At 36.7% G+C, this 13064-nt stretch carries 13 protein-coding genes; 8 read left to right on the forward strand and 5 right to left on the reverse strand.

All coding sequences use genetic code 11. The features are described from left to right. Window positions 1-48: 48 nt before the first annotated feature. On the reverse strand, window positions 49-183 hold the full coding sequence (locus KRODI_RS15790) for a hypothetical protein (RefSeq protein ID WP_013752148.1): 135 nt from the start codon (window positions 181-183) through the stop codon (window positions 49-51). 365 nt (window positions 184-548) lie between these two features. On the opposite strand from KRODI_RS15790, the gene KRODI_RS13365 reads away from it, so the two are divergent. The 3 genes from KRODI_RS13365 (at window position 549) to KRODI_RS13375 (ending at window position 3812) form a co-directional block, all read left to right on the forward strand. Beyond that, window positions 549-1829 (forward strand): hypothetical protein, encoded by a 1281-nt coding sequence (locus KRODI_RS13365; RefSeq protein WP_013752149.1) that lies wholly within the window; start codon window positions 549-551, stop codon window positions 1827-1829. Between the two features lie 104 nt (window positions 1830-1933). After that, window positions 1934-2422 carry a CAP domain-containing protein gene (locus tag KRODI_RS13370; RefSeq protein ID WP_013752150.1) on the forward strand — a complete coding sequence of 163 codons (489 nt, stop codon included), beginning with the start codon at window positions 1934-1936 and terminating at the stop codon, window positions 2420-2422. 73 nt (window positions 2423-2495) lie between these two features. Then, entirely contained in the window at window positions 2496-3812 is a 1317-nt protein-coding gene (locus KRODI_RS13375; RefSeq protein WP_013752151.1) for a dipeptidase, read from the forward strand. Window positions 3813-3914: 102 nt separating this feature from the next. Here the strand turns inward: KRODI_RS13375 and KRODI_RS13380 are convergent, their stop codons facing one another. After that, window positions 3915-5438 carry a DEAD/DEAH box helicase gene (locus tag KRODI_RS13380; protein ID WP_013752152.1) on the reverse strand — a complete coding sequence of 508 codons (1524 nt, stop codon included), beginning with the start codon at window positions 5436-5438 and terminating at the stop codon, window positions 3915-3917. Window positions 5439-5579: 141 nt separating this feature from the next. Continuing rightward, entirely contained in the window at window positions 5580-6089 is a 510-nt protein-coding gene (locus KRODI_RS13385; RefSeq protein WP_013752153.1) for a DUF6155 family protein, read from the reverse strand. A 110-nt stretch (window positions 6090-6199) separates the two neighbouring features. Here KRODI_RS13385 and KRODI_RS13390 point away from each other — a divergent pair, with 110 nt between their 5' ends. Further along, window positions 6200-6583, forward strand: a complete 384-nt coding sequence (locus KRODI_RS13390) for a hypothetical protein (protein ID WP_013752154.1) — start codon at window positions 6200-6202, stop codon at window positions 6581-6583. Window positions 6584-6680: 97 nt separating this feature from the next. Here the strand turns inward: KRODI_RS13390 and KRODI_RS13395 are convergent, their stop codons facing one another. Together KRODI_RS13395 and folE are read right to left on the reverse strand one after the other, a co-directional pair. Further along, on the reverse strand, window positions 6681-6992 hold the full coding sequence (locus KRODI_RS13395) for a hypothetical protein (RefSeq protein ID WP_013752155.1): 312 nt from the start codon (window positions 6990-6992) through the stop codon (window positions 6681-6683). Window positions 6993-7043: 51 nt separating this feature from the next. Beyond that, window positions 7044-7640 carry a GTP cyclohydrolase I FolE gene (gene folE, locus KRODI_RS13400; RefSeq protein ID WP_013752156.1) on the reverse strand — a complete coding sequence of 199 codons (597 nt, stop codon included), beginning with the start codon at window positions 7638-7640 and terminating at the stop codon, window positions 7044-7046. A gap of 132 nt (window positions 7641-7772) precedes the next feature. Between folE and KRODI_RS13405 the strand changes: the two genes are divergently transcribed. The 4 genes from KRODI_RS13405 to KRODI_RS13420 all read left to right on the forward strand — a co-directional run bounded on the left by KRODI_RS13405 (window position 7773) and on the right by KRODI_RS13420 (window position 13056). Continuing rightward, a complete protein-coding gene (locus tag KRODI_RS13405; protein WP_013752157.1) occupies window positions 7773-10238 on the forward strand; it encodes a DUF5916 domain-containing protein in 2466 nt (821 codons plus the stop codon). A 51-nt stretch (window positions 10239-10289) separates the two neighbouring features. Next, a complete protein-coding gene (locus KRODI_RS13410; RefSeq protein ID WP_013752158.1) occupies window positions 10290-10955 on the forward strand; it encodes an ABC transporter ATP-binding protein in 666 nt (221 codons plus the stop codon). Window positions 10956-11012: 57 nt separating this feature from the next. Further along, complete coding sequence (locus KRODI_RS13415; protein WP_013752159.1) at window positions 11013-11777, forward strand: TIGR02757 family protein; 765 nt, start codon at window positions 11013-11015, stop codon at window positions 11775-11777. Between the two features lie 85 nt (window positions 11778-11862). Then, window positions 11863-13056 carry a sensor histidine kinase gene (locus KRODI_RS13420; protein ID WP_013752160.1) on the forward strand — a complete coding sequence of 398 codons (1194 nt, stop codon included), beginning with the start codon at window positions 11863-11865 and terminating at the stop codon, window positions 13054-13056. Window positions 13057-13064 lie beyond the last annotated feature (8 nt).

The raw sequence follows: 13064 nt of genomic DNA on the forward strand, positions 1-13064 counted from the left end.
TTTATCAAGGGGTTTATCTTAAAAAAACTTACAAGTATTATATAAGTCTTACTCATTATCTAAAGTAACGTCTCCATTACCTTTAATCTCAAATTCTTCTTTTGGAATGGTACGATTAAAGTTTGAAGATCTTCTGTGTGCATCTTGAAAATCTGCGTGCTTTTTGTTCTGTGTAGTATTCATAGCTTAATGTTTTTTTTGATAAAGGTATTTTAAAGCATCATAGCTAGTTGTTAATCAAAATGCTAATTCAGAGTTATTTAACGTTTTACACGTACACATATCACATGCATTTCTTAGAAATTAAATCCCATAAGAGCTACTAAGGATAGAAAATATCAAGGTAACTTTCTACAAGGTGATTATATTCTCACACTTCGAACATCAACTTCATTTATAGTGATTTAACTAAGTATAATGAATTAATATTTTCGCGAAAGCGGTACTACTACCCTACTTGGTATAGAGTGCTTTTCAGACTTTGGCACGCTACTTGTAATTACCTAATTGTGAACATCAATCCACACAATTAATTAAAAACGAACATTATGAAACATCTTGCATTATTATTTATAGGACTACTTACCTTCTCGGCAAGTACCTATGCAGCAGAAGAAGATACATCAATACGACGCGGTACCGTATATGACGGTAGCAAGTATATTTTTGTAGAAAACGGTATCGAATTTTCAGTATTTCCAGATGGAGAGTTTGATTTTTATATTCCACAGTATGTAGAAGGAGTAAGCCTCTCTGTAAACGCTGGGCCAGTAGGCATAAGCTTTAATACAGGTTTTGACTACGATCCATATGTACAGTACGATGAGTATGGAGCTGTGATACAAGTAGAAGACACTCCATTATATTATGATAATTTCGGGCGCCTTGCACAAGCTGGTGACGTACGTATCAACTATAGAAATAACAGAATATCTCGTGTAGGTGGACTACAGATTTATTACAACAATCGCGGACTATTTTCTCACTATACAGGCTTCATCAACGTGTATAACAGAAACTATGTGTTCCACCCATACCATAATTACTACTATAGACCTGTATTTAACAGATGTCTAGTGTTTAATACACCATATAGAAGATATTATAATCCAGTACGCTATAACTACGCATATCATAGAAACAATTATAGCAGAGGTTACAACCGTGGGTATGCAAATGCTCGCCGTGACTTTAGACGTCCAGATAGAGGTCGTGTAGCTCATAATAATGGTAGACGTGATAATGTAGATCGTAATAACGCTCGCTTTACAAGAGCAAACACAGGACGTGTTGCAAGTCGTGCAAATACTACTGCTTCAAGAAGAAATAACACCTCTGCACGTAGAACAACTGCAGCAAATACATCAAGTAGAAATGGTCGTGTGGCACAATCTACAAGCCGTAATGGTGCACAACGTGGTACTGCTACTACAACGTCAAGAAGAAGTACAAACAAGCGTGCTGTAATTTCTGGACGTAATGAAACAAAACGAGGAAGACCTACAGCAACTACTACGCCTAGACAACGCCCATCTGTGTCATCTAGATCTGGCAATAGCGTACGTAAGAGTACTCCTAGAACAACAAGACCTACAACGCGTACTACAAACAGAAGCACTAAGTCTGTAGCAACAAATAGAGGAACACGCACACAGTCTAAAGCTGCACCTCGTACCTCACAAAAAAGAGCGGTAACTACTAAGAGTAGAAGCTCAAGTAAAGTAAACACTCAGCGATCTTCTTCTCGTAAGGCTGCACCACAGCGCACGAACAGAAGTTCAAATAGCAAGTCAAGTAGAAGTACATCTACGAGATCTAGAAGAGGATAAGAATTAGATTTTTGGTTGGTTAGTTTGGTAGACCCTAGTTGCTATAAGCGCTAGGGTCTTCTTTTTTTTATAACTTAGCTACTATTAACCATAAGTATCTAAATATGAGAATTTTAAACGTATTACTCGTTCTGGTAGTGCTTACTACCAGTTGTAAAAAGAAAAAGAAATCTAACACCACCACTAGTCCGCCTATTACATCTACGAGCAACAGACCCAGTGATAGTAATAGAGAAGCTGCCATCTTACGGCTTGTAAATGACTACCGAGACAGTCTTGGTATCTCTACTTTGAGAACCACTACTCTATCTCAAGCCCAAGCCCTTGATCACACTAACTATATGGTAGACAAGCGACTTATGAGTCATGATAACTTCTTTAAACGCAGTGACTACTTGAAATATAAAGGAGCGACCTCTGTGAGCGAGAATGTAGGTAAAGGTTATCTCACAGCACAAGGAGTTGTAAAAGGTTGGCTTAAGAGTACTAAACATAAAGCAGCTATAGAAAGTAATGCCACACACACCAGTATAGCATCTATACAAGATGCAAATGGTATATGGTACGACACACAGCTCTTTATTAACTTTTGAGATTTTTACGCTTTCGCGAAAATGGGAACATTCAATTTCAGTATCTTAGGATCTTCAAAAACCATCATAACCAATGATTAGATCCATTACTATTACCGCATGTTTACTAGCGATGTTTTCGTGTCAAGAAACAAAGAAAAAAGAAGTTGAACCACCTAAAGAAATGACGGAGGCTGAAGTACTTACAAAAGCAAAAGAAATACACAGTAACGTGATGACACTAGACACGCATTGCGATATAAACGTAGATAATTTTACAGATACTGTAAACTATACTCAAAATCTTGCTTCACAGGTAAACTTACCTAAAATGCAAGAAGGTGGTCTAGACGTGCCGTGGTTTGTAGTGTATACAGGTCAAGGAGAGCTTAACGAAGAAGGTTATAAAGCAGCTTATGAGAATGCAATGTCAAAATTTGATGCCATTCATAAACTCTGTGAAGAGATAGCTCCAGACCAAATCCAGCTAGCAACTACTTCTCAAGAAGCAAGAGATATCTGGAAATCTGGTAAAAAAGTAGCCATGATTGGTATAGAAAATGGATATCCAGTAGGCACAGATGTTTCTAATGTAGAGAAGTTCTATAATCTAGGAGGTCGTTATATGTCTCTAGCGCATAATGGGCATAGCCAGCTAAGTGATAGTAACACCGGTGAAGCAGATGATGTTTGGCTTCACAATGGACTAAGTGACTTAGGAAAAGAAGTTATTGCAGAGATGAACCGTGTTGGGATGATGATAGATGTATCGCATCCTAGTAAGGAAGCAATGCGCCAGATGATTGAAATGAGCGAGACGCCTATTATAGCTTCTCACTCTTCGGCAAGAGCATTATGTAATCATAGCCGTAATCTTGATGATGAGCAATTGCAATGGATGCAAGATAATGGCGGTGTCGTGCAAACAGTTGCTTTTAAAAGCTACTTAAACACAGAAAAAAACGACGCATACCAAGCCGAAGCAAATCAAGTAATAAAAAACATCGCAGATTCTCTTGGAGTTACATGGCTTGATCGCTCGGCAGCGAGAGCGCTACCAGAAGCCGAAAGAAAAGCGTATTACGAAACGTATACAAACGTACTACTGCCTGCACAGAAGAAGAAACTGGCAGAACGCACAGACCTTCCTCCTGCGGTAGATGTGACAGACTTTATAGATCACATAGACTACCTAGTAGAAAAGATAGGAATTGATCACGTAGGTATCTCATCAGACTTTGATGGCGGTGGCGGTGTAGAAGGCTGGAGCGATGCATCAGAAACTATGAATGTTACTATAGAGCTTGTGCGTCGTGGTTATACACAAGAAGAAATCGAGCAACTATGGAGTGGTAATTTATTACGTGTTCTTGATGAAGTGCAAGCATATGCCGCAGAACAGAAAAGCTAATTTCTCATTATAGAAATTAATCATCCTCAAAAATAAAAGAGCCCAGAAGTTTATACTTCTGGGCTCTTTTTATAAATATACTATGGTAGTTTCTTGCAGAGATTACATATCTCGTTCTCTACAAATCTGATTAACTCTAAGCTTTAACTTACGCTCGTAATCTTCTTGTAACCAGTCTCTATAGTTTTTAGTGTTATTCATAATACTATATGAATATAGACGCACTCGATACGCGATATCATCCTTTAACTTACGTGCAAGGATTCTCGCATCAAAAACATCTTCACTATTTTCAATCACCATTTCTGCATGTTGCTCGATGGCATTTTCTAATGCTGTTTTTGCTTTAAGTCCTTCTTTAATTACACGTTTGTATTCCTTCTTGATATCAAAATAAACATTCTTAGTATTTGCAAATTCCTTGCGTAAATCTGGAGGCATCACGTAGGTGAAGTTGCGCTCTATCTCCTCATCTGCAATTAGGTTTTCAAGATAGAAATCTGGGTATGCAAAAATCTCTTTCCAGTCTATTGGTGCTTCCCAAAGTCCAAAACGTGCAGCGTTATTTCCTAAATCAAGTACCTTAAATGTAGTTTTACCTGGAGCAATACGTGATCCACGACCTATCATCTGGAAGTATAAGGTAAGTGACTTTGTTGCTCTGTTTAAGATAATAGTATCTACTGTAGGTTCATCAAAACCAGTAGTAAGAATACTTACAGAAGTAAGTATTGCATCTGGAGTATTTTTAAACCAGTCCAAGATTTCTGTTCGCTCCTTAGCACTGTGGGTATTATCAAGGTGGCGTATGTCATACCCTGCCATTTTAAACGTCTCATAGACGTAGCGAGAGGTATTTATACCATTATTAAAGATAAGCGTCTTCTTCCCTTTAGATTGATCCTCATAAGCGCTTAACAGCTTTTGCTGCATGATGGTATCTGTGTACAGAATGTCTGAAGACTTCACTGTATAATCACCATTAATACCAAGCTTAAGCGAACTCAACCCAACATTGTAGCTTATTGTTTTTGCTTTAGATAAGAATCCTCTCTTTATCAAAGCCGGTATGCTCTCCCCTATTAAAAGTTCGCTATAGTTGTCCTTCATGGGCAACTTAATGTTAGAACTTAAGGGAGTCGCTGTTACCCCAAGTATAAAAGCCTTTTCAAAGTAGCTGAAGAGTTTTCTAAAAGAGTTATAATGCGCCTCATCAATAATAACAAGACCCACATCATCCATATTCATCTGCTCCTCTTGTAATCTGTTAGTAAGCGTTTCTACCATTGCCACATAACACATGTAATCTTCACTATCATCTAGTGTCTTAACATCACTGCTTATGATCATATTAGGAACCATAAATTCAGTAAGCATTCTCGAGGTTTGATTAGAAAGTTCAATACGGTGCGTGAGGATTACAACTTTCTTATTAGCCCTTTTTATATAGTTACGAACTATCTCAGAGAAAATAACCGTTTTTCCACCACCAGTAGGCAGTTGATACAACAAGTTATAATCTTCCGATGTACGATCCATTACGCTAAAAACAGCCTCAAGATCCTTGAGTTGGTAATCGTATAATTCTTTTTCTGGAGTTTCTTTTTCTTGAATAGCGTCGCTCAAAAGTGTAGGTTTCTTCGGTTAAAAGTCAATCTTGCAAAACTAAGGGATTTTTATGCTTTTGCGAAAGCGTACCGCAAGAATTCTTGACACAATTTTAAAAATTATGTCGAATTTCAGATAAATGAATGAAAGTGAATGTCTTTATGATGGATCTGCTGCTTCATCAAACAAAGCTGCATTAGGCCACTTTCCATCCTCGGCTAGTGAAACTATGCCTTCTATTCGTTCGCCAAGATCCTCTAATAAATGATGATATGTAACATACTGCACGAGTTCTTTAAAGGAATTGAGCATACTTTTATAAAACGCATCTGGAAGTCCTGGACTAGATTGTTCAAAAGTCTGTGCTATTTCAATATTAAAAATCATCACATCAGAAAGCAACAGCGGGTTCATACCTAAAGTTTTAAAGTGCTTGATATACTTCTGTGCAATAGAACGTCTTTTTCTAGGGCGTTTACGTCTTGTGGGAAAATACTCGTTACTTATTTTAATTTTTGCCTCGTCTACGAGTTTGTCTTCTTTAGGATTAAATACAAAGTCATAATAGGTCTTAACCTCAGGTATACGCTCATAAAGCTCTATAATTTGCTCTTGCAATTCTGCATTGCTTAGTGTGGAAATTTGCTTTTTTAACGCCCGTTTGCTCATTGCTAATTGATTACTTATTGCGAATTTATAATAAAAAATAGTCGTAAAAAGCGAATCAAAAACCTATTTTTGCAACAATACCAACTTCATATATAAATCATCATTTTACAATGAATACACTTCAAGATAGTAAAGCCGTAAACTTGATCAAAAAACTCATAGGAGATGTAGCTCAAAACGGAATTATAACAAATACAGTGGTTGAAGACCTTAAAGCACTTCGCCCACATACTATTACAGAGCAACTACCTTTATTAGCCAAAGCGACACGCCTTGCCGCTGAACACATAGAGGAAACAGGAACTTTTGCAATTCCTATCCCTGCAGATGATGATATTGAAGATGAAAATGAAGAAATTATTGCAGCTGCAGATCCTGCCGAAAGCACTCCGGAAGAAAGCTTACACTACTTCTTTTGCTTAATAAGAGATGTAGATAAAAAAACAAATGAAGACGAATTACGTGAATACGTAAAGGCGTTAAGAGAGTACTAGTATACAATTACTCTTTATCAATATCATAAAAAAGCCACTCGATTGAGTGGCTTTTTTTTATAACAAAATATTGTAGTTCAAATTGTAATTGAGAAGACTATTCAAATTTCTTCTCAATACTTTGCCCTATTGCAGTACTTTTCAAAACGTACGTATATAGCCACATTAAGGTAAAAGAAGGAATGATGTCTAATCCAGGTACAACCTCTTCTACAAAGGTGATTACACCCCCTACTTTTCCCGCAGTGCCTTTATACATTCTTGTCATAAGCCATGCAGATAATGGCGCCCAGACCACGTCTGACATATCTCCTATTACCGGGAATACCCAACTTGAGGTAAGTATCCCTAAGACGTCTATAAGAAGTCCAATTAATAAAAGCTTGTATTTATTTGTTTGATTATCCATAAGTATATTAAATATAATACTTTAAGCTAATCAAATAACATTCCAAAATTATTAATCTAAATTAGAGGAAATCAATTTGAGAAACTCATTACGAGTTTCTTGCTTTTCAAATTGTCCTCTAAAACCAGAAGTCGTCGTTGTGGAGTTTTGTTTTTGCACACCTCTCATCATCATACACATATGAGACGCTTCAATCACAACAGCAACACCTTTAGGGTTTAATGTGGAGTTAATGCACTCTAAGATATCATGTGTAAGTCTTTCCTGTACTTGTAGTCTTCTTGAAAAAACGTCAACTATACGTGGTAATTTACTTAATCCTACAATATGTCCATTAGGTATGTATGCAATATGAGCTTTACCAAAGAATGGTAGCATGTGATGTTCACATAATGAATAGAGCTCTATATTCTTTACGATAACCATATCATCATAATCCTCTTTAAACATAGCGCCTTTAAGTATAGCACTTGGATCCATCTCATATCCTGAGGTAAGGAATTGCATTGCTTTTGCGGCTCTTTCAGGTGTCTTTAGAATACCTTCTCTGTCGGTGTCTTCTCCTAATTTTTTTATAATTGACGTAAAATTATCTTTTATTTCGTCTGTAACTTCAATGTTGTATTCTTCAAAGCTTCTGTATGGCATGAGTGCAATTTATTTTTTTTGTTTAATCAAATATACTATTTATTAAACATTTTTATTTCTCTATTTAACTTTTTATTTGGAGTTTTCTTAGAATCTCACGGTTAGATTTGTCGAGCAAACCAAACACATGTCATGCGCATTTTTCTATTGGGAATTTTCTCCCTTGTTTTATTACCCTCATTATCAGTATACGGTCAGCAAACGAAAACGCTCAATGCAGAGCGTATAAGCACGCCGCCTAAAATAGATGGGGTACTTGATGATGCCGTATGGAAATCGCTGGCAACTTATGATGATTTTAACATGTTTGAGCCTGGAAATGTAGGAACAATAGATGAAGATCAGCGTACAGAGATTAAAATGGCTTACGATGATAATGCAGTTTACATAGCAGCTTATTTATTTGACCCGGACCCAGAAAGTATTCCTAGTCAGTTCAGTCAGCGAGATCAGGTATTTGCCCAAGCGGATCACTTTGTAGTTGCATTAAACACCTATAATGACGGGATTAATGAAACTCGATTTTATGTGACCAGTGCAGGAACCATAGGTGATCAACGTATAACACAAAATAACAGAGATTTTGGATTTAATGTAGTGTTCGAGTGTAAAGTTTCAAGAGATGATAAAGGGTGGTATGCAGAGTATCGTATTCCTTATAATGCACTGCGGTTTCCAGAGGTTACTGTTCAAGACTGGAGTGTAAATTTCTATAGAAGATTAGTAAAAAAGAATGAAACGCATACATGGAATTTTATAGAACGTGGTGTTGGTAGAGACACACAATACAATGGAACCGTAACAGGTGTGCGCGATATTGATCCCCCTGTACGACTTACTTTATTTCCATTTGCTCAAACATCTACTAATTTCTTTGATGGGAATAATGAGACCAACTTTGCCGGAGGTCTTGATATAAAATACGGTCTTACAGACAGTTTTACACTTGATGCACAATTAATTCCAGATTTCGGTCAGGTAGCTTTTGATAATGTAGAGCTTAACCTAGGTCCTTTTGAGCAAACCTTTGGGGAGAATAGAGCATTCTTTACAGAAGGAATAGATTTATTTAATAAGGGGAGAATCTTCTTTTCAAGACGTATAGGTGGTGCACCCTCTAATAGCCCAGAGCTCTTAAGTACAGAAGAAGTGATAACTTCACCTTCTACCGTAAAGCTTGCAAATTCTGTCAAGATTTCTGGACGTACAAAAGGAGGTTTGGGTATTGGTTTTTTGAATTCTATAGGTCAAGAGACATTTGCAACCATAGAAAACACAATTACCACAGAAGTGAATGGAACCACAGTTATTGAAAAAACTAGACGTGACGAAGTGATAGAACCTCTTACTAATTACAATGTTTTTGTTTTAGATCAACAGTTTAATCAAAACTCTTCCGTTTCTCTTATTAATACTAATGTAACTAGAAGTGGCAGTAAATTTAGAAATGCAAATGTAACAGGAGGTGTGTTTGACCTAGCAGATAAGGGAAATAACTTTAGAGCCTCTGGGCGCGCAATCTTTAGCAATGTAAGAGAAGCAGGAGAAACTACTAGCGGTTTTTTATCAGAATTTGATTTTAGGAAAATAAAAGGCAACTGGCGATACCGTTTTGGACATGACTTTGCAGATACCAAACTCAATATAAATGATCTTGGTTTAAATTTTAGAAACAATTTTAACAATTTTGCAGTGGGTGGTTCATATGAGTTAATACAGCCTAGAGGTAAATTCAACAGATATCGCTTTGATCTTACCGTAAGACATAGAAGGCTATACGAGCCAAGCATAAAAACTAGAAACAGTATACGCTTTGATTCTTTCTTCTCAACTACAGAACGCTTAGCTTTTGGAATCGACATGAGTCTTAATGGAAAAGAGCAAGATTATTTTGAACCCAGAGTAGACGGAAGATTTGTAACCTTTGAGTCTAACCTAGGGAGCAGTGGCTTTATCTCAACCGACTTTAGAAAGAAATTTGCATTTGATTTAAGAGGTTCTATACGTTCTTGGTTTGGCAATCAAGACCAATTTAATCACAGTATTAATTTCTCGCCTCGTTATAGGTTTTCAGATAAACTACTCGTTATTTTATCATCAAATTACTCAAGCAGAAAAGACAACTTTGGATGGGTAGATAATACAGATACAGAGGTATTCTTAGGTCTTAGAGATGTTAAATCCTTGGAAAATAGAATTAATGTAAATTATAATTTTGACCCATACAAGGCGCTTAATTTGAGTTTACGTAATTTTTGGGCGGTTTCAGACCACAGTAGTAATATATATTACTTACTTAACAATGATGGATCGAGATCTCAAATAGATAACTACGATACCACCGTACAGCGTGATCCTAATGCAAATTTCAATATCTGGAACCTAGACGTGAGCTATCGCTGGCGTTTTGCTCCAGGAAGCGAAGCATCATTACTATACCGCCATCAAATTTCGAATTTTGATGAGCAATCTACTTTAGATTATGGCCAGAGTCTTGGTAACTTGTTTGATGAACCTCTTAACCATACATTATCACTTAGAGTCACTTACTTTATAGATTATAATAATGTAAAAGGCATCTTTAAAAAGACCGCCTAGTCCGTTGGTAAAAAGCAGGTATTATAGTACTTTCACAGTCAATATTGTATTATGGTAAAGGCAGAACATATATCAAAAACTTTTGGAAACCTACAAGTTCTTAAAGACGTTGCTTTAAATGTAAAAAAGGGTGAAGTGGTTTCTATTGTTGGTCAAAGTGGCGCAGGTAAAACTACGCTACTACAGATTCTAGGCACTCTAGATATGCCTGATAATAATGCTCAGGCACAACTTACCATTAACGGAAAATCTCTCACAGGACTTAAATCTAAGTTACTAAGTGCTTTCCGTAATGAGCACATAGGGTTTATTTTTCAGTTTCACCAGCTACTTCCAGAGTTTACAGCGATGGAAAATGTGTGTATTCCTGCATTTATTGCCAAAAAAGATAAGGCACCCACAGAGGCTCGTGCTAAAGAGCTTCTTGACTTTTTAGGGCTGTCCCATCGCTATGATCACAAACCTAATGAGCTATCTGGAGGAGAGCAACAGCGTGTGGCAGTAGCTAGAGCACTTATAAACAATCCAGCACTCATTCTGGCAGATGAGCCTTCCGGTAACCTCGATACAGAAAGTGCAGATCATCTACATAAACTATTTTTTAGATTACGAGATGAGTTTAATCAAACGCTTATTATTGTTACTCATAATGAAGAGCTAGCAGATATGGCAGACCGTAAGCTTGTAATGAAAGATGGTGAGTTTGTGAATAATTAATATGAATACGCTTTCGCTAAAGCGCACCACACCCTACTATATACAGCAGAGTAACACATGAATAAAACGGATCTTAAAATTTTCTTGGATGAAAAAGCAATTCAATATGAGAATGGCGATTTTATTCCACACGATCCTATACAAATCCCTCACCAATTTGAACTAAAAGAAGATATCGAGATTGCCGCTTTCTTAACAGCTACTATTGCCTGGGGCAATCGCAAGAGTATCATAACGAATGCTACAAAAATGATGGATATCATGGGGAATGCACCTTATGATTTTATCTTAAACTACGATCCAGAACAAGCGCACCTTTTTGATGGGTTTGTACATCGCACTTTTAATAGCGGAGATTTAGAGACATTTATAAGGGCATTACAGCACATTTACCTCAATCATGGCGGTCTAGAAAATGCTTTTAAGAAGGGAATCACAAGTGAAGGCCTACAACCCGCTATTTCAAATTTTAAGAAATTATTTTTTGAGGTCGAACATTTACCAAGAACACAAAAGCATGTGAGTGACCCACTCAAGAACTCTGCTGCAAAACGTATCAACATGTTTTTGAGATGGATGGTACGTGATGCAAATGCGGGAGTAGATTTTGGAATATGGAACACTATTTCCCCTAGTTTACTTTCATGCCCATTAGATGTCCATACAAGTAATGTAGCTAGAAAACTTAAACTGCTTAAGAGAAAGCAAAACGACGGAAAAACATTGCAGGAGCTAGATAAAGCGCTAAGAAAAATGGATCCTAATGATCCTGTAAAATATGATTTTGCATTGTTTGGATTAGGAGCCTTCGAGAAGTTTTAATTATTCTCGATGCACTATAGGTATTATTTATATAGAATATGATTAGCTATATTTTAGAAAGACTATTTTTGATTAAAATTACACTGTGATAGCACCTCAAAAGCCAATTAACGAAAGCAAACGACTAGAAGTATTAAAGTCATATAAACTTCTTGACACGCTTCCAGAAGATGCTTATGACACGATAACAAAGCTTGCTTCTCACATCTGTAATACACCAATATCACTAGTTACATTGCTAGATGCAGATCGTAATTTTTTGAAATCAAGACGTGGTATTGATATGTCTGAATCTCCTAGAGATATCTCATTTTGTGGTCACGCTATTCTCACAGAAGAGCCCATTTTTCTAGTAGAAGATGCTCGTTTAGATAAACGTTTTCAAGATAATCCATTAGTTAAAGATTTTAAAGCAATTTTTTATGCAGGTGTTCCTTTACGCACAAGTGACGGTTATGCTTTAGGCACTTTATGTGTTTATGATCACAAACCAAGAACGTTATCCTTAGAAGAACAAGATGCTTTGCGTGGTCTTGCAAAGCAAACAGTTTTATTATTTGAGGCTCGCAAACGCAATATGGACCTCGCAGCCTCAGAAAATGAAACTGCACAACGTAATGATCGTTTAGAAGATTTTGCTCGATTAGTAGCTCATGATCTTAAGTCTCCACTTGCAAGTATAGAAGGTTTACTCAACCTCTTGAAAGAAGATTACCTGGATAGCAATGATGAAGATTTTGCACTGTATTTAAAGCATCTAGATACTTCGGCAAAGTCTATGAGAGGTTATATAGATGGGCTTCTGGACTATTATAGAGCAGATACATTACTGGCAACAAAAGAGAATACTACACTTTTTAAACTAGTTAAAAACGTAGCAGATTTACATAAGTCTAGTGATGTCGCTATTAACGTTACAGATGATATCAAGTTAGCATCTGTTTCTACAATCGCCATTGACCAGATAATATCAAATCTTGTTGATAATGCTACAAAATACAATGACAAGGATACTCCCACCATCCAAATAAGTGCAACGGAATCTAAAGACTTCTACACTATATCTGTAAAAGATAATGGTACCGGAATTCCAGAAGACAAACAAGACATTATTTTTGACCTATTTAAAACTACAGGAACTAAAGATCGTAATGGCAAACAAGGTTCTGGAATGGGATTGGCAACCGTGCGTAAACTGGTAGAAGGATTGGGTGGTACTATTAGTGTTTCTTCTGTGGTTGGTGAAGGGAGTATTTTCACTTTTACCATTAGGCGATAAAGTCCGTT

The organism is Dokdonia sp. 4H-3-7-5 (assembly GCF_000212355.1).
Lineage (GTDB): Bacteria > Bacteroidota > Bacteroidia > Flavobacteriales > Flavobacteriaceae > Dokdonia.